The following is a 26521-nucleotide window of genomic DNA, read 5'->3' on the forward strand; positions in this document are numbered from 1 at the left end:
CCGTCCTTATAAGGACGCCGAAGGCGTTTACGCTTGGAGATTCACCTGCACTTAGGTATTATAACCGTTCATTCAACTTGATTCCATTCATAGCAATCGACATTAGTATGGACATTATGGAGAATTCATTTCAATAAACAGGAAAATAAATTAAAATATAGCGAACGAGAAGGAATGGAGTGGAACCATGGGAGTTTTTCGAAAAGTTGAAATATTAACGGATTACACGCGAAAAGGTACGTTCCAAGAAGAGTCTGAGTTCAGGAAAATCGTGATAAGTATTTATTATCCGGATCCGGATGGATTGCTCGAAAACAATGAATCTGAAATGAAATATATGGATCTTTTCCGGCCCTGTGAACAACAAGCAAGAGAAATTCTACAAGATATTGGAATGAATATGGATATCATAGATGGATTATCTACCTCAATCAGCGAGGGAGCATTGCAACAAAAATCCAAACGATCCTATCCTGTCATTATCTACTCTCCTGCACTAGGCTTAGATAGAGATATGTATATTTACAATATACAAGCGCTGGTAAAGCAAGAATTTATAGTGGTAACCGTCAGTGCTGCTTATGAAGCGATGTTTACCGTTTGTCCAATTGGAGAATTTATGAATCAATCAGAGGTGATGAGGACAATACAGGCTACAGATTATACCGAATTACATCACTTCATTTCTATTCGGAAAAAGGACATACAACATGTATTAGATCACCTATCCAACCTGAATTCAAGAATGGGAATTTTTGATATGGATAAGGTTGGAATGATTGGCCATTCAATTGGCGGTGCTACTGCATTAGATTTAACTATGGAAGATGATAGAATTAAAGCCGCAGTTTTATTAGATGCAAGCATGCATTTATATATTGAGAATGAAGTGAAGAATAATACGGTCCCCTTACTTGTATTAAGGCAAAAGGCTTCTGCTTTAGAAGCCTTAAGCAATATTTTACAGGAAAAAATAGCAAAGGATTTCATCAAAGGACAAGAGAAGCTTTTCCGGAATTGGAATGGATATAAATCTTTTTTGAAAATACGAAACGCGACGCATATGTCCTTTAGTGATATGCCTCTTTTTGAGGAGGACGAAACTTTATATCAGAGAACTTGTGGGATTCATAATCAGATAAATGAGCTTGTTGCTAATTTTTTTCAAGAGCATTTATTAGATCAAGGGAAGGACTATTCTACATTCATTAGCCAAAATCATAGTGATTTCTGTAGGATCAATGGCAGTGGAGATGAAATTTCTGTAAATTAGCAATAAAAACCTCTCTTTTATACCGATAAACATATAAGGGAGGGATTATAAATGTATTCTGATCAGTCTAACCAGATGATATGCAATCATATTGAACAATACATAGGGGTAATTGATAATGTTTTTAAAGAGGTTATTTCAGACGTTCTGTCCATTGATATTTTAATTGTTAACCCGACGCCTGAGCGGAATTACTATACTTTAATTACATCAGGTATGAGTGAATTTGCGATGCAGGTTCCGGATGGCGCAGAAGAATATCAATATACTGAATTAATGATTTGCCTTCCTCCTACATGGAAGCTGTCTGATGAGGCTTTTAAGGATGAAAGAAATTATTGGCCTATACGTGCCCTAAAAACGACGGCTAGGTTTCCACATGAATATAATACATGGCTCTATATGGGGCATACGCTAGTCAACGGTAATCCAGTACAGCCTTATAGTGAGGATACAGGATTTAAAGGGATGTTTGTGTGGGTGCCAGAAGTTGAAGATCAATCCGGATTTTTTAATTTGGAAATGAACAGTGAGAAAGTGGTGCACTTCTATACTTTAATTCCGCTTTTTGGAGAAGAGTTAGATTATAAAGTTAAGCATGGCGAGGAAGAATTACTTAATAAGTTAAATAAAATCGGGGTTACCGATGTTCTGAATCCTTCACGTAAAAATAGCTGCAAGAAGAGATTTGGACTCTTTTGAAAAACAAGAAAAACGGCTGAGGGCCGTTTTTTTTATCCTTTGATTCCAAAAGCAATCCAGCGTCCATCGACATCTTCAATAACAAATTCCTTGTTATTATAGTCGGTGTTTATTAATGCTCGGACAATATTAACACCAGCGGCTTCGAATTCTTTCTCCAACTGCTCTTGCTGTTCCGTAATAAAATAGGCATCGTACCCATAGCCATACAATTCTCGATTAGGAATAACCCTTTGTCCTTGGGATTGTGTAAGGATAATTTCTGTATCATCACGATACAGGCAAATATGCGGTTCCTCCGTATCTAAATAGGGCACAACTTGAAAGCCTAAGTACTGACTATAATAAGCGGCAGTCTGCTCAATATTCAGAGTAGGAAAGATACTATGTGATTGTAAAATAGATACCCATATATTACCTTGCGGCAAAGATTTCAACAATACGTGGAGTTATTAAGCCGCAGGAGACATTCATGGTTGACACCATAGATATTCTATAATAATATACATGCATGAGCATACATTAATTAATTTCTGCTAAAACATGTTTTTAATGTTCATAATAAATTTAGTTTTTTATAAAGAGGAGAGATATCATGAAGAACTTGTTCACCCCGTATGAAATGAAGGATTTGAAATTGAAGAACCGCGTGGTTATGCCTCCAATGTGTCAGTATTCAGTGACTAACAAGGACGGAATCGCTACCGATTGGCATTATAATCATTATGTAAGCCGCGCCGTTGGCGGAACTGGATTGATTATTATTGAAATGACAGACGTGGATCCTGATGGACGGATTACTGATTTTGACCTTGGTATTTGGTCTGATGAGCAAATTCCTGCTCTGGCTCGAATTGTTGAAGCTTGTCATGCTTATGGTGCTAAAGTAGGAATTCAAATTGCTCATGCTGGGCGTAAGGCTGAAGATGCAGCAGTTCCTGTATCCTCTTCTGCCGTTCCATTTGACGCTGACTCCAAAACACCACGTGCCCTAACGACTGAAGAAGTGAAGGGTATGGTTGAGAAATTCCGTTTGGGCGTGAAGCGTGCGATTCAAGCGGGGTTTGATGTTATAGAGCTTCATGGTGCGCACGGTTATCTGATTCATCAGTTCCATTCACCATTAACGAATCAAAGAACAGATGAATATGGCCAAGACTTGACCTTGTTTGGTACTGAAATCATTCATGCAGCGAAAAGTGAAATGCCAGAAGGAATGCCACTGATCATGCGCATCTCAGCTCAAGAATATGTTGAGGGAGGATATGGCATTAAAGAAAGCTTGGCCTTTAGTAAAGCTTATAAAGCAGCTGGCGCAGATATTTTCCATATCAGTGCAGGCGGTGAAGGTCCTATCGCGGCTGCTGGCAAGCCAGGAACACATGCTGCGTATCAAGTACCTTTGGCAAGAGAGATCAAATATGGTTTGAATGTACCCGTGATTGCTGTAGGAAGATTGGATGAACCCGCTCTTGCTAATGCAGTCATTGGGAATGAGGAAGCAGATCTTGTTGCAGTTGGTCGGGGGATGCTGAGAAATCCATATTGGACGCTGGAGGCTGGGGTTGAGCTTCAGCAAGACCCGGGTGTTCCTCAGCAGTATGCCTTTGGATTTCCTAGAATTAAAGGCTAAGGAATTACGAAATTGAATTGTATCATTTGGAAAGACCGACTTCTTGGAGAAACGGTCTTTTCTCTTTTTTGGATTAAGCTTGGCACAATGGATGTGGAGTGTAGTACTATTATATAGAAGAAAAAATTCATGAATAGTCATACGCTCAGGAGATGAAGAGATAGATGGACAAAATTCTTAACAATGACCTTATCGCGAATTGGTTGACGTTAACCCACATACAAATGAATGTGACGAATGAATTAGAAGTTAATTTGCAAGCGAATCATGGCTTATCTTTAAAAGAGTTCTATTTATTATTATTCTTGTCGGAAGCCCCAGAGAAAAAACTGAAATTGCAGAAGCTCGAATCTATGGTTGGTTTAAGCCAAAGTGCCGTTTCACGACTAGTTAGCCGGTTTGAAGCTAAGGGCTGTGGAGCTTTAGAGAGAAGAGCATGCGATAGTGATCGCAGAAGTATTTATACCTCCTTAACCTCCATTGGTGAGGCCAAGCTCATCCGTGCACAAGAAACCTTTAAAGACACGCTAATGACGGCATTCCCGGAAAAAGATGTGGAACAGCTTCTAGAGCAAATGCTTCGCTTGAAGCGGCAATCATGAATCAGCTCAAAAAAACCTCTGTTTAGGTGAATGGATCGTATCTCCATTTCCCATGCAGAGGTTTTTTGCATAAGACTAAAGGACTTATTCTAAAAGAACAATCTCTCCACTAGCCAAAAGGCGCCAAGTGCAGTAATTAACCACGAACCATAAGCGATAACCGGTTTGTAGAAATTTCTTTTTTGGAGAAAAATAAGCACCGGAAGCAAAACAATCACAATACATAATTGGATGAATTCAATGCCTACATTAAAGCTCACCAGATCCACAGCCAAATGTGCTTTTGGCAAGTTCATTTCTTGAAGAATATCCGCAAAGCCAATGCCATGAATGAGTCCGAACAGGAAAGTTATGAGCGCGCGGAAACGGATTTTTTTACGGAAAATATTCTCAAGCGCTACATAACAAATACTGAGTGCAATGACAGATTCAACAACTCGTGAAGGTAAGGAAATCCAGCCCAGAACTGCGAGTGTTAACGTAATGCTGTGTGCTAAAGTGAATGCTGTGATAATTGCAGCATATTGTTTGAGCGTTTGTTTTCTTAATAGTAGAGCGAATAAGAATAACAAGTGATCATAACCCGTAAGAATATGGTTCATTCCCAGTTTGAAAAAAGAAAACCAATCGGATGAGGACCCAGAACTACCTGATGAGGACGAATTGGTGGATGATGATAATTGCTGCTCCTGTTGATCCTCTGTTAGCAGCAGGGTCCACGTCCGGTCTTTTCCTTGCATTACCGTTTCGCTAGTCTGATTTCCGTTATGTGCAGTAATTAAATTGACATACGGTGAACTTGTAGCTTGTGAATAAAGGCCGTCATTGATCGCGATGGTTTGTCCAGGCTCAAAGGCAGGATAGGTAAAATTCCAGGTAAGAACCTCTTTATCCCCTTTTTTATCAAGGAAGAGATCTTGAAGCTCTGGAGCTTGCTGTTGATCATTCATTTCCAAGATGACGCTATCTTCGATCCATTCTTCTAAACGATGCTTATTACTCTCAATCTCATTCTCTTCCAATATTCCATTTCCGTTTATATCCACATTATCCATGCTTTCAATGATCGAAATGACGTCCAATGAAAATGAAAAATCGGTCTTGTCCTTATCAAAAGTAACGGTGGTATAACTGGCACTAAGTGGATGTGCGGAAGCCGTTAGTTGAGAAGAAGTCATGGAAATAAGGAAAATTACAATAAAGATTAATGATTTTAATAGATTGGAGCGATTCTTACGAGCTGACAAAGTTGTTCCCCCTTGAAGATAAATATGTATTTAATGATGTTATTACAGTTGATCATAATCTTAAATTGTCATTGGAGTGTTAAGTGAAAAGATAATATGAGGGAGTTTTTTAGCGAATTATTTAATAAAATTTAAAAAGTCTAATTATTTTTTAATTAAAATTTACAAAAAGAAATAAAACGAAGACAACTCGTTTACAAAGGAGGTTTATGATGAAAGTCTAACTGATTAGTAACACGAGGAGGAATTTTGTTCATGAGTTTGAAGTTTGAGAAAGTGAAAAAACGGACAAGTTTAGCATTAGCTGTATTGCTGTTCTTGTCTATGATTCCGCAAGGCTTGCTATTGCCTAAGGCTGCAGGAGCTGCTTCTGCGCATGTAGTAATCAGCCAAGTATTTGGTGGGGGAGGGAATAATGGAGCTCCATATTCCTATGATTTTATAGAGCTGTATAACCCGACTGACTATGATGTAGATTTGAATGATTATGCTGTTCAGTATGCTGCAAAGGCGGGAGTATTTACGGCTGCTACCTCAGGGACCGTAAGTATGACACCACTCACAGGTAAAATGATTAAATCACATGGATTCTTACTAATACAGGGTGCCAAGGGAGCTAATGCTCCGGCAGATCTTCCTGTTCCAGCAGATGTGATTGGAAATATAAATTTATCAGGAACGGATGGTAAGGTTGCACTCACAAGCAAACAGGCTGCCATTTCTGGCGTTTCAGATTCTAGTGTGGTTGACTTTCTAGGCTTCGGTGGTGCCAACGAGTCAGAAGGAACGAAATTATCTGCCCTAAGCAATTCAACCAGTGCACAACGGAAATCAGAGGATGGAAGTAATACTGGACCAGGTAAAGGTGCTGGACTAGATACTGATAACAACAGTACGGATTTCGTTGTGGGCCCCGTTCTAGCTCCAAGAAACTCTGCTACACCAGCTATGTGATTACCAAAAGTTCACAACCGCTTGGACAGAACATTCAATTCACTAATGAAGGTACAGTAGGTACGGTCACAGGAAATATTGCTCCTGTTACAGCAGATACATATGTATCCTTATATCTAAAAGATCCAAGTACAGGTTCAGTTGTGGTTACGAATGCTGTTTATGCAGATGCGTCAGGGGCATTTAATAATTTAACCTTTGATAATATTGGCGGCAGTACACAAGTTTACCTAACGGCTAAAGATCTGGATAAAAGTGCAAGTAGTCCTGTAGTTATTCGTTTGGCTGTGCCTAGTGCAGCTCTTAATCCGGACAAGCTTAACTATTATCTTGATTCCCAAGGCGGAGGTAGAATTGTAGGAGCTGCAGGTGCTGCTGTTCCTAATTCAACAATCTACAGCTACAATAGCTCGACAACTGGAAGCCGTAACTCCAATACAACAGATGGAAAAGACTATGTTGTTGCTGGAGCAGATGGATCGTTCACCTTTACTTTCACAGGTGGTATGGATGATGTTTATGTAGCACAGTTGACCGTCACCTCTAACGGTAGAAATTTGGAGGGGTCTCGAACTGTAGTTACTAAAGAAGACACATCGGTTATTACACCGATCAGTACGACACACACGAATGATAGCAACGGTAAATCGGATAAAATTAATCAAGTGTTTACGATTCAAGGTGTAGTCATTGGTAATAATGAATTGACTGCAAGCAATACATTCTATATGCAAGATGCTACAGGAGGAATCGCGGTCTTTGGAACCCTTCCAACGGGTGTTACAGTGACACAAGGTGATTTAGTTACAGTCACAGGTGCGATTCAATTTTATAATGGCTTAACAGAAATAACCCCTACGAAAGTTGTAAAGAATGGAAAAGCCGCTCTTCCTATTCCTACAGAATCTACTTTGTTAGATTTAATCAACTACACAAAGGCAGAACCACTGGAAGGAACATTAGTTCAATTCACAGGTAAAATCACTAACATTCCAGCGATGGCTGGTAATGGGTATAACATTACCGTTGCTGAGACAGTAACGAACAAAACGATTACGGTTCGTGTTACTACAGCTAGTGGAATTGATGTTCCGACCAAACTGGAGAAGGATTTAACCTACACATTTACCGGGATATTCAGTCAGTATGTGTCAGGTACTACTTTTAAGAGTGGGTATCAGGTATTTCCTAGATCCACCGAAGATGTGAAAGAAGTTAAAGAGCTTGCACTTACACATCAAGCGATTACACAGGCTTATACGAATGCAGATATTCAATTTGCCGCTAAAGCTAAAAATGCTGATTCTGTAATTATTCACTACAGAACCATTGGTGGGGTATATGCTTCATTACCTATGAGTACTACTGATGGCAGCAGCTACACAGCACATTTGAATTCTAGCTTTGTTGCTTCAGGTAATAGTTTTGAGTATTACATAGAAGCTAAGATGGGTGAAGTTACTAAGCAGTCGGGCACACTGGATGCACCCTTTAAGGTTTCTGTAGTTGAGGATACATTTGCACCTGAGTTTTTCGAAGAGACTCCAATGTCAGGTACGAAGATCGAAGATAGACAACCAGCCATTTCTGTGAAATATGATGAGCCAAGCGGTTTGGATGCATCCTCTTTAGTCGTCAAGCTGGATGGAAAGACTGTTCCAGCTAGCATTAACGGAGATACCATTAATATTACTAATAGTTCCGAACTTGCGATTAGTGATCATACGGTTATCGTGAATGTTAATGATAACAAGCATAATGCCGGAACGTATAAATGGACTTTTACCATTACACCTATTTTTACAGGCGGTAATCACTACCGTGGAACGACTCATAACCACACCAATATTTCACATGATGCTGCGGGTACCCCTGAAGACGCTTTGAAGGCGGCCGAAGCACATAACTATGATTTCTTCGCTTTTTCAGACCATTCGCATGATATTGATGCAGCGATGGTAGGCTCGGATACCGTAGATCATAAAGGTCAACCGGAACGTACGGGGGGAGAAGACTGGAAATTAACGAAGGATCTAGCGAAGCAATACACTAAAAATGATAGCTTTGTTGTATTCCCAGCGTTTGAAATGACTTCAACTACTTGGGGGCATTCCAATGTATTTGGAACCGATAATTTTATTGATCGTAAACAAAACTCAGGTCAATACCAAGATTTGAGTAAGTATTATGCATGGGTATTGACGTATGACGATATCGTGGCCCAGTTCAATCATCCCGATATGTCAGCGAACGCTTTTAATAATTTCGCACCCTATGACAAAAATGTTGATAAATTGTTCACCATGTTTGAGGTGGGTAATGGATCAGGTCATTATGGTTATGCGAATGCAGAAAGTAAATACTTCAAAGCGCTGGATTTGGGATGGCATGTAGCCCCAACTTATGGTGAAGATAATCATGATGGTACATGGGGACAGACCAATGCGAGAACAGTCATCGTATCCGATGATTTGTCGCAGGAATCTTTGCTGCAATCGATGCGCAATATGCGCGTGTACATGAGTGAAGATCCAAACTTTACTTTAGATGTTCTTGCGAATGGCAGTTACATGGGAGCAACCGTAAAGGGCAATACCCTTAACTTCTCCATCGCAGGAAAAGATGATGTTGCAGAAGATAAGAGTAAACCTGAATATAGCTATCTTAGCAGTTCCTATAAGTCGGATGATCGAGTGGCTAAGGTAGAGTTGATCACTAATGGCAATAAGATTATTAAAACAGTATCACCAATGACCAAAGACTTCACTTGGAGTCCTTCTGTTGAAGTAACGGGCGGTCAGCAATGGTTCGTGGTTAAGGTAACACAAATGGATGGTGAGCAAACATATTCCGCACCAATTTGGTCACAAGATGTAACTACAGATATTAAGATTAGCGGTATTAATATTGTAGGCAACAGCTTGGTTTCCGGTAGTCCGACTACCTTGGAAGCGGGATTAACTAACCTTGGATCACAGGATCTAAGTAATCTTAAAGTTCACTTCTATTATGATGTTGTGGACTCGGCTCATTTGATTAATGAAGTTGTAGTTCCTTCCGTATTATCAAAAGGTACGGCAACGGCGCAAGTGTTATGGTCCAATCCAGTTCAAGGCAATCATAAATTAATTGCAGTTGTAGATGCGCCGCCTGGCGATTCACCCGATGATAATCAGTTCGAATTGGAAGTGACTATCAAGGCTTCCTTGGGAATTAAAGTATTGATCGATGCCTCGCATAAAAATGAGAATACATCGACCGATGGAAGTACGTATAAAGACAATCTGAAAAGTTTCACCACACAGCTTCGGCAGGAAGGATACACTGTCGTAGAGAACACCGGAGCTATCACAGATGCAACATTGACCGATGTAAGTGTACTAATGTTTACACATCCTTCGGCCGCTGTGACTGATGCTGAAAGCACGGCGATAAAAGATTTTGTAGCGCGCGGAGGTTCATTGTTCTTAACAGAGAAGAGTAATAATGGTAGCTCAAAGCCTACGATTAGTAATGAGCTATTACAGAAGATAGGATCTACGATCCAGGTGAGTAATGACGGTATTTTTGACACAAGTCCTGAGGGTAACTTCTGGTCTCAACCTATAGGAACGAACACGTATACAGTTAGATTACATCCAGGATTAGTGAAAAACTATATTACAGACCGGGCATTGACCGTTGAGTATTACAGTGGGGCCAGCTTGGAAAAAGTCGGACATCAAGCATTAACAGATACGGATAAAGTTACCGTCCTTGTTACAGGAAATGAAACGACGTTTCAAGATAAGACCGCTGCCGGCGGATACGTTTATGATATCGTCGATGACGGTGTTGGTGGCTCTGCAATTCCTGCAATAGCTTCAGAAGAAGTAGAAAAGGGACGTATTATTGTCTCCGGTATGAACTTTGTGAATGATAAGCAGCTGGATGAATCTTATAATCCTAAGGGCAACAATGAGCTTGGATTGAATTCTATCAATTGGCTGGCTCACAGAGAAACGAAGATCGACACGATCGCTAGTCTTAAAACACAACCAGAAGGAACAGCTGGAGTAGTTGAGGGAACAGTCGTTACGGGCTCGGACATCTTCTTCGATGCGTTCTATGTTCAGGATGCTTCTGGCGGGATTATGGCCTTTAAAGAAGTTCCTGAGAAAAGTTTGGTTGAAGGGGATACCGTACGAATTTACGGAAAAACGAAGCTATTCGAGAACAACTATGAACTTGAATTTGATTCGTTCGCGATGGACGTAATTAAAACAGGACATACGGATCCGATACAATCACTTACATTAACTACAGCTCAGGCTAGTTTGGATAGTAACCAAGGGCTGTTAGTAAAAGTGACGGGGAAGGTTCGTTCACAATTCGATGAGAACTCCTATGTTATTGATGATGGCTCGGGTCCAATTCTGGTCTTTGCCGATGGGTATATCGTAAAACAGAGTGGTCCTGTTCCGGTATTGGCTATCGGCGATACATTGGTAGCTGTGGGAGTTACCGGCAAGAATACGGAAGGAACTCGCATCCGTGTGCGGAATACGAAGGAACTGGCTAAAGGTACCGATGAACCAATACCTACGGCAACAGTATCGCCAGCGCCAACGGAAACACCAGTTGTGACGCCAGCGCCGACAGCAACGCCAACGCCGACAGCAACGCCGACGCCAACGCCGACGCCAACGCCGACAGCAACGCCGACGCCGACGCCAACGCCGACGCCGACAGCAACGCCGACGCCGACACCGACACCGACGGTAGAACCAACAGGAACACCAGTAGTGACACCGTCTCCAGATCCGACGTCACCAGTATCGGTATGGACACCATCACCAACGCCAACTGCAAAACCAACAGCAACATCAGTACCTACAGATCATGCGGCACAGTTGGATAACGTTAAGATTGCAACGATAACTGAAGTGGGTAAGGATGGTGTGACATACGATAAAGTATCTGTCGATGCCAATGCACTTACCAAAGCACTTCAAGCGCATATGCAAGCGGTTCTAGGAATGGAGCTTTCCACGAATCCTATTAAAATCGAACTGCCATTACAGGCGTTTGCACCAACGGATGGTTCTAGATTGAACTCCAGTCTGAAGATTGAGAGCAGTCAGTTCTTCTATAATCTTCCTTCAAGTGTGATTCCTACGGCAGAGCTATTAAGAAGTCTGGGTGTGGATATTAAAGATATCAACATCACTATAATGATTTCAAAAGTGGATGAGCAACAAACCGGAATTATTAATCAAGCAGCCAACCAAAAGAGTGGCAGCTTGCTAAGTCCAGCATTTAAGTTTGAAATCACTGCTGAAGGCAATGGAAAGACGGTTAAGATTAATAACTTTGGTACGACTTATGTGTCCAGAGGGATAGCGCTGGATACAGCACTTGATCCACGAATTAGTACCGGAGTCCGTTTTGACGAAGCAAGTGGAGAGCTTGTATTCGTGCCTACTTACTTTACAGTGACAGGCAACAAAACTTTGGCAGACATGAAACGAAATGGAAACAGCATCTACACAGTCATTCACTCTGATGTTACGTTTAATGATATTAAAGGACATTGGGCGCAGAGCGATATCGAGCTTCTTGCTTCTAAATTAATTGTTAAGGGTGAAACTTCTACACATTTTGCACCTGAACAGCAAATTACAAGAGCGGAGTTCGCAGCTTTACTAGTACGGTCACTTGGGCTGGATGCTCAAGGGACAACGGTGAAGTTCAAGGATGTGAAGGCGAGTGATTGGTTCTATGGCGCTGTTGCCGCGGCAACAGATGCGAAGATTGTAAATGGGCTTGAAGATAACAGCTTCCACCCATTAGCACCGATTAGCCGTGAGGAAATGGCAGTGATGACGCTTCGTGCACTGACCTATGCAGGTTATACTTCATCTGTTGCGACGAATCAGAACACTCTATTAGCTTCTTACAAGGATAATAGTGCCATTGGAAGCTGGGCTAAGGAATCGGTCTCCGAATTATTAGCTAGTCAGGTTATGAATGGGATGACAGAGACGACCTTCGCTCCTAAAGCGTTGGCTACTCGTGCGCAAGCGGTTAAGATTCTCAAGCAATCACTGCAATTGATTAAATTTATGAACTAATTGGAACTAAAGAAAGAGCTGCCTGAGATTATTCAGGCAGCTCTTTCTTATTCCATTACCGCTTAGAAAGCTGGTAATAATTATAGCTTTCATTTTCAATCGTAATTTCATTAATTAAGTCAAAGTCACATTTTTGTATGACTCTAATTGAGGGTGTATTATGTACCAGAGCAATAGCGTTTAATACATCGGTAGATGTGTGCTCAAATAAAAACTTAATCAGTCCCTTGGCAGCTTGTGTAGTATACCCTTTGCCGCGATGATCCTTGGATATGGCATACATAATCTCTCTGTTCGGAGCGGGTAATTCATCCTTCATACCTGTACAACACCAACCGATAAACTCATTCGTCTCTTTTAAAATAATGCCTAAGCGAAGACGAAGCTCCCCGATATTTCCATCCGCTGAGACTGCTTGCAGAAACTGTTGGTTTTCTTTTATTTCATAGTTTATTAACCAATCTAGCCGTTGCTCTTTAGGGACATTCCAGTCGGGCAGAAATTCTATGATTTCAGGCTGCGTGGTAAGTGCATGAAACTCATCTAAATCCTCCAAGCTAAACTCTCGTAACAGGATATCTTTACATTCAATGGTAAATAAATCGCGTTTTGTTGATTCATAACCTACATGGGTATTCATATTTCATCTCTCCTTCATGCATTCTAATTCATTTTATCATGAATAAAAGGGTCTATTTGGTAAATTTTAATTATAAAAAAGTTTTCTTTTATTTCATAAAAATATTAATTAGTTAATATATTAATTGATTATAAAGTGTGTTATTATGTTTCGTATAAAGGTTAAATGATTCACGGTTGGAACGGTTCTGTCGTAGTAATCAGTAGATTGGTTAGGCTTTTATGATTTCTAATACAAAAGATGACAGGTGATCTTCTATGAACAATGACAACAGTAACAAATCTATTAATAGTAATTTGATAGCGTATTATAAGTTTGATAACCCCGATCATGTAGGTCAAGATTACTCAGGAAATGGGAACGATGGAACCGCTTCAGGGACTAAGCTGCCCTCCATTCAGACGGTAGCGGGTAGAAGTGCTGTTTCACTAGCGGGTGGAGAACATGGCACATCCTATATTTCTTTGCCGGATGATCTTCTTAAAGAGGTCAGCGACCAAACTGGCCTTACTGTATCGACTTGGATGCATGTAAGTAGTGGTGGGAGCTTATGGGAAAGACTTTTTGATTTCGGCAAAGGCGAGACGGGTCCTTATATTTTTTTAACACGAAATTTCCGGGGAACTTGTTTTGCAGGGGAAGATTTAGTCGCAGATCCTGGGAAATCCTTTACTGCTGGTGAATGGGTACATGTCGCTTTTGCGGTCACTGGAACAAAAGGTGGAACACTAAGCAGTGCAGGACCTGTAGTGTATATAAATGGTGAGGTCGTTGCGGACGGAATGATCAGTCAGACTTCCAGCGGTACATATGCTAAGCTGCGCACATGGTTTGCTACATTTGAGGACCAAGGAAATTATAGTAACAATACGATCGGAAGGTCTCAGTACAGTGCAGATGTGGATTTCGGAGGCTCTCTAGCGGACTTCCGTGTATATAAAGCGGGTTTAACGCAGGACGAAGTGATTGAGATTATGTGTGAATCGTTGACTGATGAAGATATCGTTAAGCTTGCAAAAGATAAATATTTAACCTTCACTAGCTCCATCATCACCAAAGATATCGAATTGCCCGCTACGCTCATGGGCGGAAAAGTTAACGTGTCTTGGGTGTCCAGCGATTCAGCAATCCTTTCAAATGAGGGCATTCTGAATAAAACAGTCCAATCTGCGCAAGGTGTAACGCTTACCGCGCTTTTGAAAAAAGGTGACAGTGTAGTAGAAAAGAGCTTCAATGTGTCTGTGCTCCCAGAAGGGTTGCCACCTTACACTTTAACGATCGATGGGAACCTTGAGATTTTGGATGTTAGCGATGTTCTATATGGCCTTTTCTATGAGGATATTAATAATGCAGCAGACGGTGGGATTTATGCAGAGCTAGTGCAGAATCGTTCCTTTGAGTCATTTGCTTTTGACAGCTATTCACATGTATGTGGGGTACATGGGACTTCAACGGGAAGAAATTATACACCTTTGCATGCATGGTCTGGTGACACGGATAAAATGACGGTTCATCATACAGGCGGATTAAATGATTTCTTCGGAATCGAAGATAAAGATATGAATGCTCATTATGTGACAGTAGCAGATGGCGCGACGATTAAGAATAGAGGCTTTGCGGATTCCAATCAGCACTGCTCCATGTTTATTCAGAAGGATGCTAAGTATAACTTCACCATTTGGGCGAAGGCAGAGGCAGCGGGAACAATCACCCTGCAATTGCTCGACAAAGACGGTAAAGCCATTAGCGATACGGCGGTGGTTGAGGTGAACGATGACGGTAACTGGAAGAAATATGGCGTGGCTTCTAAGCTTGTATTAACAGGATCTGAAACTGTACTCGGTCAGCTGGCGTTAACCTTTAACGGTGAGATTTCCATTGATATGGTCTCCTTAATGCCGGAAGAGGTTTGGGGCGCTGGGGAAGAAGAACGTTCTGCTACAGCTCATGCGAACTATAAAGGGAATCCGAACTATAGACTTAGAAAAGACTTAGTGAATGCACTCGTTGATCTTCATCCGACGTTCTTGCGTTTCCCTGGAGGCTGTATTTCTGAAGGGTCTCATATTTGGGAGAATGTGTACGATTGGAAAGAATCCGTCAACGACATTGAGCTTCGCAAAGAGAACTATAATGTATGGGGCTACATGATGACGATGGGGCTTGGCTATATGGAGTATTTCCAATTGGCCGAGGATTTGAATGCAACACCACTTCCTGTTATGGCCTGCGGGGTACTCTGTCAAGCACGTTCGGATTATGCGAATCCTGCTGGTGGTGCATTAAGAGACTATTATGTGAAGAACTTTACGGATCTGATTGATTTTGCGATAAGCATGGATTTTGACAATAACGAGTGGGCCGCTTTGCGTAAAAAGATGGGCCATGAAGCAGCGTTTGACCTGCGTTACTTGGGTGTGGGGAATGAAAACTGGGGAACAGAGTTTTTTGCTAACTTCGAATATTTTAAAATAACAATTGATGAATATATGGTGAAGAACTACCCTGATCATGAACTGACCATTCTTTCTACGGTTGGCGCACAAGCAGATGATGATGCCTATCAACAAGGCTGGAAATTCCTAAGCGGAAATCTACAGGGCTCGGAACAGATCAGCTTCACGGATGGAACATCGAGTATTGAAGAGACGGTTACCTGGTATGAGAAACAAAAGAACTACATGGATACCATTGCGGACGAGCATTACTACCGTTCCAACGAGTATTTGTTAGAGAATGCGGATCGCTACAATTACTATTACAGAGCTTATAAAGAAGACGGCAGTTTGGACGAGGCTGAAACTTCGAAGGTTTTTGTGGGTGAATATGCTTCGACAGATAAAAATACATTAGCAGGAGCGATTGCTGAGGCGGCGATCATGTCCAGCTTTGAGAATAACGCTGATGTAATTAGACTAGCTGCAACGGCACCTTTGTTCAATAAGGTATTAACAGATGGCACCTACAGATGGACACCAGATTGCATTTGGTTTGATGATGAAACTGTATGGTACACGCCGAACTACTATGTTCAACAGCTGTACGCTAAATATCTCGGCACCAAAGTGGTTGGCACATCGTTCTCGACCTATCGCAACGGGGAAAAGGTAGACCTCATTCCTCACGGAGGAATTGAAGTGGCTGCCGGAAAAGCATCAGTGGTTGTGAAGCGGTTGGAGGTTACTTCGAATACGGATGGAAGCGTTATGTTTGAGCAAGATTTTACACAACCGCTGCATGAAGCTTGGAAAGTTATTCCTGGCTCTGCCGGATATACGATTGATCCTTCCAAAGGTCTAGTCTTGAAGGCACAGAACAGCGGGCTGAATGGATTGTATATCCTCAATGACACGTGGACTAATTATAAAGTAGAGGTTGTTCTTGAAAGAGCTTCCGGCGAAGATGGCTTCTATGTAGGTGCAGGTCTGACAGACATTTCACCAGAAAATAAAGATGTTATCGAATATGCGATTGGTTATAATGGCGATGCCACAGGAGTCAAGGTGTACAAGCAAGGGATTGAGGCTTATACGCTCGGCGATTATTCCTCTAGTACAGCAGCAGGTAACCTGAGAGCTAGTTGCTATGAAGAGCTGGCGGATCATACGGTATATACCATCACTGTTAATTATGGTGGAGCAGATGGCAAGCATTTGATTTGCTCTTACACAGATGGCAAGACAACAAGTAAAGTGCTTGATTATAAGCTCGAAGCGTATAACAGAGAAGTATACAATTCCGTTACTAAAGATGATAAGCATCTCTATATGAAGCTTGTGAATGCGGATCGTGTAGAGAAAGCAACGAAGCTTGAATTGAAAGGCTTAAACGTAGCTACTACCGGTAAATGGATTACTTTAACAGGCGATGCTTCGCTGATTCACACCCCTAATGTGAACAGAAAAAATGATGAGAAGGTTACTCCGGTTGAAACAGAAATCATGTTTAATAAAGACACTGCAATTGTAAATCTAGCTGCCCATTCTGTGAACGTGATTGTTCTGGACCTTATTTAATAGAATAGATAGCATTGAGCGCGCGCCGATATCACCTCGGCGCGTGTTGTTGTTTAGGAAGGCTTGTAATCGGTTGATGTTTATATAGGGAGAACTGTCCACTTCTTGATGAATCTCTGAATCTAACTTACACTGGTGAAAGCACAATCACCCGAATGACTCTCCATCCTGCGAACCTCCCAGTTAATTTTCACCTCATAGCTGCTTTCATTTCACGAGAATATAGTTCATATCTTGCCCCTATAGGAGGATGATACAATGATGAAATCATTCAAAATGGACTGGAAGGCAAATCTAAAAAATCCACAAACGATTATGGCTTTGTTTACTTATCGTTTTGGAAATTGGGTGTATTATCGGGTGAAAAGTGGCCTGATCCGCAAACCTTTGTGGCTCCTATACCGAATAATGGATGTGCTGTTTGTTCGAATTGTTGCCAGTGGAGAGCTTCATGCAGAAGCGCAAATTGGTGATGCGCTTCATTTACCGCATGGGTTAAATGGCATTATCATTAGTCCTAAAGCGGTGATTGGCAACAACGCTACTATTTTTCACCAAGTGACCATTGGGGGGAGAAATAACTTAGGGGAACCTGTGATTGGTGATAGAGCATTTATCGGAGTAGGTTCTAAGATACTTGGCCCGATTACGCTGGGGAATGATGTTAATATCGGAGCGATGTCAGTTGTGGTTAAGGATGTGCCGGATAATGCTTCGGCCGTAGGGATTCCTGCCAGAAATATTTTGCGAGATGAACCTAAACCTGAACATACAAGATAACGGCGGGATGTTCTAGTACATAGGGTATCGCTTTATTTTAATAAGTTACAGGGTATAATTAAAACATCCAAGAAATCTTGTAATAACCTTCTAGAGATCGGAGTAATGAAATGAAATATAGCAATTTAGAAGAGTGTGTAAATGATTTAGAGAAACATGGACATTTGGTTCGTATTCGTGAAGAAGTGGATCCCTATCTGGAGATGGCCGCAATTCACTTGAAGGTTTATGAAGCCGGTGGGCCTGCATTATTATTTGAAAATGTAAAAGGCTCGAAGTTTCGTGCGGTGTCTAACCTTTTTGGAACGATTGAGCGCAGTAAGTTTATCTTTCGGCGTACCTGGAACTCCACGCATAACGTAATTGCACTTCGTAACGATCCTATGAAAGCACTCAAAAATCCTTTTAAATATGTAGGGACAGGACTATCCGCGAGAAAAGCATTGCCTATCAAAAAGCCAGGGGGTCTGCCAAGTGGTTTTCAGGAAATCAGTATTTCTGATCTTCCGCTGATCACACATTGGCCAGAGGATGGTGGCGCTTTTGTCACATTGCCGCAAGTGTATTCCGAAGATCCAGACAAGCCAGGCATTATGAATTCCAATCTGGGCATGTACCGCGTTCAGTTGAATGGCAATGATTATGAACTCAATAAAGAGGTTGGTATTCATTATCAGATTCATCGCGGTATCGGCGTTCACCAAGAAAGAGCCAATCGAAAAGGAGAACCCCTTAAAGTGAGCTGCTTCATCGGCGGACCTCCAGCGCATACGTTATCGGCTGTAATGCCTTTGCCAGAGGGAATGAGTGAGATGATCGTTGCAGGTTTACTTTCGGGACGTCATTTTAGCTATAGCTATGTAGATGGATATTGCATTAGTAATGATGCAGATTTTGTGATCACAGGGGAAATTCATCCTGGTGAGACGAAGCCGGAAGGGCCTTTTGGTGATCATTTAGGATATTACAGCTTAGTTCATCCTTTTCCAGTTATGAAAGTACATAAAGTGTACGCTAAAAAGAATGCCATCTTTCCATTTACGGTTGTCGGCAGACCACCACAAGAGGATACCGCTTTTGGTGAGTTAATTCACGAGTTGACGGGCGGAGCTATTCGACAAGAAATCCCGGGTGTCAAAGAAGTTCACGCCGTTGATGCTGCGGGAGTTCATCCCCTTTTATTTGCGATTGGCAGTGAACGTTATACGCCTTATCAGCAAGTGAAGCAGCCAGCAGAGATTCTTACCATTGCAAATCGGATTTTGGGTACAGGCCAGCTTAGTTTAGCTAAGTTTTTATTTATTACAGCCGAAGAACAACAGCCTATTAGTACACAAGATGTTGAAGATTTCTTGACGTATATTCTGGAGCGAATTAATCTTCGCAGAGATATTCATTTCTATACGAATACAACGATTGATACCCTTGATTATTCCGGCACAGGATTAAACAGCGGGAGTAAGGTGATTTTCGCTGCAGTTGGGGAGAAGAAAAGAGAGCTATGTACAGAGGTTCCTGGCATTTTTCAAGAACTACAAGGATTTGAACATACGCGTATGGTGATGCCGGGTCTCGTGGCGCTTCAAGGCTCTAAATTCACTACTTACGCTGAAGCAGCGCAGGAAATGAACAAGCTTAGCGAAGCGATTCAAGAAGAGGGAGCACTCCCATCTTGTCCGATGATTATTGTGTGTGATGATAGCGAGTTCTTAAGTGATAGAATTGAGAATTTCCTATGGGCGACGTTCACGCGCAGCAATCCTTCTCATGATATATATGGCGTGAACAGTTCAACGGAGTATAAGCATTGGTCATGTGATAACGTGATTATTGACGCGCGTGTAAAACCTCATCAAGCGCCACCATTAATTCCGGATCAAGCGGTTCAAAAGCATATCGAACGATTATTTGCTCCGGGTGGCAGCTTAAACGGTAAGATCTAACCATAACTCAAAGACCTTCTTGGAAAACCAAGGAGGTCTTTTTGCTGTTTTTTGAAATGATTTTACTCATATGAAATTAAAAATGTATAGATGTATTCTGGGTTTTATGTCCCAGCTTGTCACGAAATCGTAGGATTTTATAACTAGAGGCGAGTGAAATGAACGGTTTAGTGTACGATAAACTCTGTTTTTTAAATGTTCATAGTGAAACTTAGGTGGTAGTATCGTGTTGGATATGAGTGCATCTGGAAATGATTATCCAGAAAAGTGTCTGAGCAAGGAGGAGGGGATACGCGCACGAAGAGAACTTATGTTTGAAGAACGAATGACAATGAAGCTTATTGTAAGCGTTTACTACAGCAGGGCCAGATGCGTACTAAGTTCTTTCAATCCTAAGAAAGCGGGTGAAGCACGGAAGATGAAGAGAAATAAAATGGGGAATAAAATACTTATTGTGTTATTGTCGTGGGTCTTCATTTGTTCATCTCTATTTCCCTCTACAACCTTTGGAGTGCAACCAGCCAGTGCGGATTCAGGTCCAATAACTTTGCGATATGATTTTGGAACGGCAACAAGTCCTGTAATGAGTAGTTATACAGCTGTGCATGAATCTAAGCTGTATACGAAGGAGCTAGGATATGGTCTAGATCAGGCGGTTGCCTCAAGAAATCGCTCGGGCGGAGATGAACTGACTAATGATTTTGTATTGGGATTGTCTTACGCCTTTCTAGTGGATCTTCCTAATGGGGATTACGATGTGACTGTATTCTCAGGAGATTTATTGGCAGGCACAAGTACAACTAAAACTACGATTACCTTAGAAGGTGTTACGGCTGGTTCAATAAGCAGCAAGCAGGCTGTAAATCAAGCCACCTACCGCACGGCTGTCCATGACGGTCAACTGACCGTTGGCATTACGGGTACAGGGGTTGGCGGGTATTTAAATGGACTTATGATTCAGCAAATCGTGCCGGGTCCGCTGCAGGCTCCTGAGAGCTTAGCGGTTACGAATCTCTCGCCCGCTGCGGTCTCCCTCGGGTGGAGCAGCGTGACAGAAGCAGTCTATTACAATATATATCGGACAGAGCTTCCTAGCGGGGCTATTCAATCGATTGGTCAAGTTCCTGCGACCAACTATGTGGATTCAGACGTAAATCAAGGCAGTGGCTACATTTATAATGTGTCTGCTGTTAAAGGCAGCGGTGAGGAGTCTGCTTGGAGTGCATCTGTGACAGTAGATAAAATTCCGGAGGCAGAGGTTCCGGCAGCACCAACGGGCCTTTCGATTGTCAGCGTAGGTGCGAGTTCTGTTCAGCTAAGTTGGAACAACGTGGCGGGAGCTACCCGTTATACAATCTTAAGATCTGATTCAGCAGATGGATCCTTCCAGGAGATTGGGCAGTCGGAAAAGACGACATTTACGGATGTAGCAGTAGATACCTCTAAGCGTCAATATTTTGGGGTAAAAGCTGCTAATGGCCAAGGACAATCCCAGTTATCTAACAAAGTGGAAAGTATGGTATACACGCCACCTGTAACATTGCCAGAAGGAAATGTATATTCCTTTGATTTTGGCCCAGGTGCTGCGGCGGAAGGTTATCTTAAGGTCGATGCGGGAGTATCTTATTCCTCTGCGGTTAAATATGGATTTACGGATATATCAAAGGTAACTGCTGTAGACCGGGGAACCTCTGATCCTTTACGATCGGATTTGGTGGTCCCTAAGGATACTGCCTTTAATGTAGATTTACCGAATGGTGACTATACTGTGTCACTTATCGCTGGAGATAGCGCCGGAGATACGGACATTGGCATCAAAGTAGAATCCATTCAAAAAGTTCAACAGACGAGCAAAACATCAGGTCAGTATTTGGAAATGAGCTTTGACATCGCTTTGGTGGATGGACAAATGAACTTGGCGTTCTCTGGCACTAAGCCTAATATCAATGCACTGGTGATTACTAAGCAGCCAGACCGTCCTGCTAATGAATTGCCTACAGTTTATATTGCGGGTGATTCAACTGTGCAGACTTATGATCCTTACTGGATACCACAGGCTGGCTGGGGACAAATGATTCCTGATTTCTTTAGTGAGGAAGTAACGTTTAAGAATCACGCTATAGGAGGCCGCAGCTCTAAGTCATTTATTATAGAGGGGCGGCTGGATGAAGTACTGCGAAAGATACAGCCAGGTGATTATTTCCTTATCCAATTTGGTCACAATGACGCAACGATCAGCGTTCCTGATCGGTATGCCTCTCCAGCAGATTATAAAAATTATTTAAAAACGTATGTCGAGGGAGCCAGACAAAGAGGAGCGACTCCGATTCTGGTGACCCCGATGGGACGTAGAGATTATAATGCTGCCACGGAACAATTTAATGTGAGTTTCCCTGAATATGTGCAGGCGATGAAAGAGGTAGCGAATGAGCTGCATGTGGAATTGGTTGATCTTAGCGCGCTAAGTGTCGCTTATTACAACGCGATCGGTTTTGCAGCTACACGATCGGTGTTCCTTCACCTCGATGCAGGGATATATGGTGCTTTCCCGAATGGGTCGACAGACGATACTCACTTTCAAGAGTACGGAGCGATTCAAATGGCTCGTCTGCTGGCCAAAGGAATAGAGCAATTAAACATTCCGCTCTCCAGTTTTATAGAGGACATTAAGCAGCCAGAAACAGTGCCTGCCAAGCCAAAAGGTCTTGTAGCGGGAAGTATCAGTAATGCAGGTGCAGTACTGAAATGGGATAATGTAGAGGGCGCTGATATTTATAAAATCTATCGTAAGCTGGCGTCAGAAGCTGAAACTGCTTACGTATTGGCGGGAACTGCCACTATTCCAGCTTTAACATTAAGCGGAATGGCGGAAGGTAACAGCTACTCCGTTCGAGTGACTGCAGTAAACGGGTTAGGTGAGTCTGAGCCTTCAGATGAAGTTAAGCTGACTACGAAGTCCGCACAATATCGTTATGATTTTGGACCTGTTGGCTCACCCGTTGCCGCCGGTTATACGGAAGTGAACCGTAATGTACTTTATACAACAGAACGTGGTTATGGCTTGTCCTCAAGTGAAGGTATGAGTGATCGAGATCGCGGTAGTGCGACTGATGCACTTCGTAGAGATTTCGTAATCTATTTTGGAGGCTCGTATGAATTTAAAGTGGATTTACCGAATGGTTATTATTCCGTTAAGACTTATACCGGAGATTGGATTGGTTCTACCAAGACGAACGTAGCGATTGAAGGCAAAGATTATGGAACAGTCTCCTCAGGTAAGGAAAATATTGCTGAGAAGCTGTATAACCAGATCGCTGTCAAAGACGGTCAGATGAATCTTGTTTTTAGCGGCACAACGGCTCATCTCAATGGACTTGAAATCACACCTCTATTATTAGCCCCAACGAATCTGAAACTAGGTAGTCTGGACTTAAACAATGAGCCTATCGCAGCTAAACTATCTTGGGATGGTATGGATAGTGCGCTGAGATACCGAGTTTATCGTCAAGCAACGGTTTCGAACAGTGCAGAGCTGCTGGGCGAGACAACAGAGCCGCTTTACACAGATACCACTGCGGATATCGGTATGGAATACATCTATACGGTAACTTCGGTAGATAGCACGGGACTGGAATCCGTAACATCTAATGCCTTAAAGGTTTCTATGATTGATCCATCTGTAGCAAAAGCAGCCGTACCTAGTGGTCTAGCAGTACAATCTACGAACAAAAATGATGTGACCTTTACATGGAATGAGGTATCGGATGCAAGGATGTTCAACATTTATCGTGCGAAATCCGCGGATGGTGAGTTCATTCTAATCGGCAAATCATTCGAAGCTTCATACACAGACACCACCATTCTAAGTACAATTCCTTACTATTACAAAGTTGCCTCGGTAAATGCAGGCGGTATCTCTGATCTTTCCGCTACGCTGGAAACCTCAGCAGTGACAACACTATATCGGAAGATGGAGGCGCTGGATCGTGCGCCTGTAGCGGTTAAGACAGATGAGGGCATTTATATCAGCTGGCGGATGTTAGGTCTGGACCCGGAATCGATCGGTTTCAATCTGTATCGCGGGGAAGAGAAGCTAAATGATTCGTTGATTACGCAAAGCACGAACTATCTCGATCCTTCCGGCACAGCTGATGCCAAATATAGAATCACATCGGTATACAATGGAATCGAAAAATCTGTTTCAGAAGAATTCAGCGTATGGCAGAAGCAGTACCTATCAGTTCCCTTGCAAAAACCAGCAGATGATTACACTAAAGACGGTCAGCCTTATACGTATAGTGCAGGGGATGCAAGTCTAGGGGATGTGGATGGTGATGGGGTCTACGAAATCATCATGTTATGGTCGCCTTCGAACAGCAAAGATAACTCCCAGGCAGGTTATACAGGACTAGTCTATATGGATGCTTACAAGCTAGATGGCACACGTTTATGGCGGATTAATTTAGGGCCTAATATTCGTGCTGGTGCACATTATTCACCGTTCATGGTTTACGATTTGGACAGTGATGGGCGTGCTGAGATTATGATGAAGACAGCAGATGGTACGGTTGATGGTCAAGGTACTTTGATCGGTGATGCTAGTGCAGACTATCGCAACAGCTCGGGTTATGTGCTCCTCGGCAATGAGTATTTAACAGTGTTCGAAGGGGCAACAGGCCGGGCAATGGATACGGTTAGTTATGATCCGCCGCGTGGTGATGTGGGCGCTTGGGGCGATGCCTATGGTAATCGGGTGGACCGCTTTTTGGCAGCTATAGCTTATTTAGACGGTGAACAGCCAAGCGTGATTTTCAGTCGTGGTTATTACACTAGAACTGTACTTGCAGCGTATAACTATCGCGTAGGTAAGCTAGAGAAGGTATGGCGATTTGATAGTAATGAAGAAGGGTATGGCGATTACGCAGGGCAAGGGAACCATAATCTTTCAGTAGGAGATGTAGATGGTGACGGTAAGGACGAAATAACCTTCGGCGCGATGGCCATCGATGATGATGGATTGCCGCTGTACAATACAAAGCTTGGTCATGGGGATGCGATCCATTTCGGAGATCTTGATCCAACCAGACCGGGGCTGGAGGTCTTTGATGTACATGAGCATACCGATTCCAAGTATGGTATTGAAATGCGTGATGCAGCTACAGGGGAAACCTTATGGGGTGTGTTCACAGGAATTGATACTGGACGCGGAATGTCAGCAGATATTGACCCGCGTTATGCTGGGGAAGAGGTATGGGCTGCAACGATCACCAATGAAGTGCAGATCCCTGTTACAGGCGTATACAGTGCTCAGGGAGAGCTAATTACGAATAAGCTGCCTTCCTCTACGAATTTCGGCATTTGGTGGGATGGTGATCTTTTACGGGAATTGCTGGATTCTAATCGAGTGGATAAGTGGGATTACACCAACCAGACAACAGCTAATTTGTTGACGGCTACTGGAGCTTCTTCTAATAATGGCACTAAGGCGAACCCAAGCTTACAGGCGGATCTGTTCGGGGATTGGCGTGAAGAAGTGATCTGGCGCGCAACGGACAGTTCTGAATTACGAATCTATACAACAACGGATATGACAGATTATCGTATTCGCACTTTGATGCATGATCCGATCTACCGACTGGGAGTGGCTTGGCAGAACGTGGGTTATAATCAACCTCCGCATCCTGGATTCTTTCTTGGCGAAGGCATGGAACAACCTGCGGCGCCAAAAATTCAATATGTTGGTTCACCGGGGGAAACAGAAGATACTACACCACCTGCAATTACGGGTTTACCTTCTACTCAAATGAGTGAATCGGAGGTTTTGAAAATACAGGTCGTAGCAGAAGATCCTGAATCGGGTGTTCGTAGTTTGGATATCACCTTTGATGGAAAAGAAGTTGCCTATGGTGATGAGATTGCCCTAACAGGACTTACGGGATCACATACGTTCATCGCAACAGCTGTGAATAACGCTGGACTCTCGACGACAGAACAAGTAATTATAGTCGTAAATGGGTCGCAGAAGGCTACAGGAATTCCGGGGCGACCGGTCCTATCCAATAACAATGGGCAGGATACAGGACTCTTGGATGGTGATTACAAAATCACAATGAACATGTGGTGGGGCAATAATGGTACGGTCTACAAGCTATATGAGAACGGTACTTTAATAGACACGCAAACCTTACGCGATGACTCCCCAACCGCACAGACCGCAGTGACTAGTGTTACTGGAAAAGAAAACGGTACCTACACCTACACGGCTGAGCTAACTAATTCATTTGGAACAACGGTATCTACTTCTCATATGGTTATTGTGAAGGATGCTGCACCAGGTAAGCCAGTGTTATCTAATGACAACTGGGATGGTGATGGAGAGTATAAAGTGACCATGAATCTATGGTGGGGGATGAACGGCAAAGTGTATCGCTTGTATGAGAATGGAGTGCTTATCGATACACAAACTTTAACAGCAAATACTCCGAATGCCCAAATGGCTTCTACTTCGATCACGAATCGATCTCCAGGTGTTTATGAATACCGTGTAGAACTGATGAATAATCAAGGCGTAAGTGAAAGTACAGTTATGAAAGTCACGGTAAAATAACTAAGCAATAG

13 protein-coding genes are annotated in these 26521 nt (G+C 42.5%); 10 read left to right on the forward strand and 3 right to left on the reverse strand.

The window, feature by feature from the left end:
• Positions 1-187 precede the first annotated feature (187 nt).
• Complete coding sequence (locus tag CA598_RS19540) at positions 188-1273, forward strand: alpha/beta hydrolase family protein (RefSeq protein WP_094877564.1); 1086 nt, start codon at positions 188-190, stop codon at positions 1271-1273.
• A gap of 51 nt (positions 1274-1324) precedes the next feature.
• On the forward strand, positions 1325-1975 hold the full coding sequence (locus CA598_RS19545) for a suppressor of fused domain protein (RefSeq protein ID WP_094877565.1): 651 nt from the start codon (positions 1325-1327) through the stop codon (positions 1973-1975).
• A gap of 32 nt (positions 1976-2007) precedes the next feature.
• On the opposite strand, the gene CA598_RS19550 is transcribed toward CA598_RS19545, so the two are convergent.
• Positions 2008-2415, reverse strand: a complete 408-nt coding sequence (locus CA598_RS19550) for a VOC family protein (RefSeq protein ID WP_373455839.1) — start codon at positions 2413-2415, stop codon at positions 2008-2010.
• 155 nt (positions 2416-2570) lie between these two features.
• On the opposite strand from CA598_RS19550, the gene CA598_RS19555 reads away from it, so the two are divergent.
• Together CA598_RS19555 and CA598_RS19560 are read left to right on the forward strand one after the other, a co-directional pair.
• A complete protein-coding gene (locus tag CA598_RS19555) occupies positions 2571-3608 on the forward strand; it encodes an NADH:flavin oxidoreductase/NADH oxidase (protein ID WP_094877566.1) in 1038 nt (345 codons plus the stop codon).
• Between the two features lie 164 nt (positions 3609-3772).
• Positions 3773-4210, forward strand: coding sequence for a MarR family winged helix-turn-helix transcriptional regulator (locus CA598_RS19560; protein WP_094870961.1), 438 nt, complete (start codon positions 3773-3775; stop codon positions 4208-4210).
• Between the two features lie 89 nt (positions 4211-4299).
• On the opposite strand, the gene CA598_RS19565 is transcribed toward CA598_RS19560, so the two are convergent.
• Positions 4300-5457 (reverse strand): HupE/UreJ family protein, encoded by a 1158-nt coding sequence (locus CA598_RS19565; protein WP_256990558.1) that lies wholly within the window; start codon positions 5455-5457, stop codon positions 4300-4302.
• A gap of 255 nt (positions 5458-5712) precedes the next feature.
• Between CA598_RS19565 and CA598_RS19570 the strand changes: the two genes are divergently transcribed.
• Positions 5713-6411 (forward strand): lamin tail domain-containing protein, encoded by a 699-nt coding sequence (locus CA598_RS19570; protein ID WP_094877567.1) that lies wholly within the window; start codon positions 5713-5715, stop codon positions 6409-6411.
• A complete protein-coding gene (locus CA598_RS19575) occupies positions 6408-12524 on the forward strand; it encodes an S-layer homology domain-containing protein (protein ID WP_094877568.1) in 6117 nt (2038 codons plus the stop codon). Before CA598_RS19570 ends, CA598_RS19575 begins: the two co-directional genes overlap by 4 nt.
• A 55-nt stretch (positions 12525-12579) precedes the next feature.
• Here CA598_RS19575 and CA598_RS19580 read toward each other — a convergent pair whose 3' ends face one another.
• A complete protein-coding gene (locus CA598_RS19580; protein WP_094870957.1) occupies positions 12580-13164 on the reverse strand; it encodes a GNAT family N-acetyltransferase in 585 nt (194 codons plus the stop codon).
• A gap of 257 nt (positions 13165-13421) precedes the next feature.
• Here CA598_RS19580 and CA598_RS19585 point away from each other — a divergent pair, with 257 nt between their 5' ends.
• The 4 genes from CA598_RS19585 (at position 13422) to CA598_RS33360 (ending at position 26510) form a co-directional block, all read left to right on the forward strand.
• Complete coding sequence (locus CA598_RS19585; RefSeq protein WP_094877569.1) at positions 13422-17180, forward strand: alpha-L-arabinofuranosidase C-terminal domain-containing protein; 3759 nt, start codon at positions 13422-13424, stop codon at positions 17178-17180.
• A 258-nt stretch (positions 17181-17438) separates the two neighbouring features.
• A complete protein-coding gene (locus CA598_RS19590) occupies positions 17439-17960 on the forward strand; it encodes a serine O-acetyltransferase (protein ID WP_094870953.1) in 522 nt (173 codons plus the stop codon).
• 110 nt (positions 17961-18070) lie between these two features.
• On the forward strand, positions 18071-19903 hold the full coding sequence (locus tag CA598_RS19595) for a UbiD family decarboxylase (RefSeq protein ID WP_094877570.1): 1833 nt from the start codon (positions 18071-18073) through the stop codon (positions 19901-19903).
• Between the two features lie 235 nt (positions 19904-20138).
• Positions 20139-26510 (forward strand): rhamnogalacturonan lyase family protein, encoded by a 6372-nt coding sequence (locus CA598_RS33360; protein ID WP_306440479.1) that lies wholly within the window; start codon positions 20139-20141, stop codon positions 26508-26510.
• The last annotated feature ends 11 nt before the right edge of the window (positions 26511-26521 follow it).

Origin of the sequence: Paenibacillus sp. VTT E-133291, assembly GCF_002264395.1 — a bacterium.
Lineage (GTDB): Bacteria > Bacillota > Bacilli > Paenibacillales > Paenibacillaceae > Paenibacillus_AQ > Paenibacillus_AQ nitricinens.

Coding starts and splice junctions, on each gene's coding strand:
- CA598_RS19540 (WP_094877564.1), top strand. CDS start 188: ATGGGAGTTTTTCGAAAAGTTGAAATATTAACGGATTACACGCGAAAA.
- CA598_RS19545 (WP_094877565.1), top strand. CDS start 1,325: ATGTATTCTGATCAGTCTAACCAGATGATATGCAATCATATTGAACAA.
- CA598_RS19555 (WP_094877566.1), top strand. CDS start 2,571: ATGAAGAACTTGTTCACCCCGTATGAAATGAAGGATTTGAAATTGAAG.
- CA598_RS19560 (WP_094870961.1), top strand. CDS start 3,773: ATGGACAAAATTCTTAACAATGACCTTATCGCGAATTGGTTGACGTTA.
- CA598_RS19570 (WP_094877567.1), top strand. CDS start 5,713: ATGAGTTTGAAGTTTGAGAAAGTGAAAAAACGGACAAGTTTAGCATTA.
- CA598_RS19580 (WP_094870957.1), bottom strand. CDS start 13,164: ATGAATACCCATGTAGGTTATGAATCAACAAAACGCGATTTATTTACC.
- CA598_RS19585 (WP_094877569.1), top strand. CDS start 13,422: ATGAACAATGACAACAGTAACAAATCTATTAATAGTAATTTGATAGCG.
- CA598_RS19590 (WP_094870953.1), top strand. CDS start 17,439: ATGATGAAATCATTCAAAATGGACTGGAAGGCAAATCTAAAAAATCCA.
- CA598_RS19595 (WP_094877570.1), top strand. CDS start 18,071: ATGAAATATAGCAATTTAGAAGAGTGTGTAAATGATTTAGAGAAACAT.
- CA598_RS33360 (WP_306440479.1), top strand. CDS start 20,139: ATGAGTGCATCTGGAAATGATTATCCAGAAAAGTGTCTGAGCAAGGAG.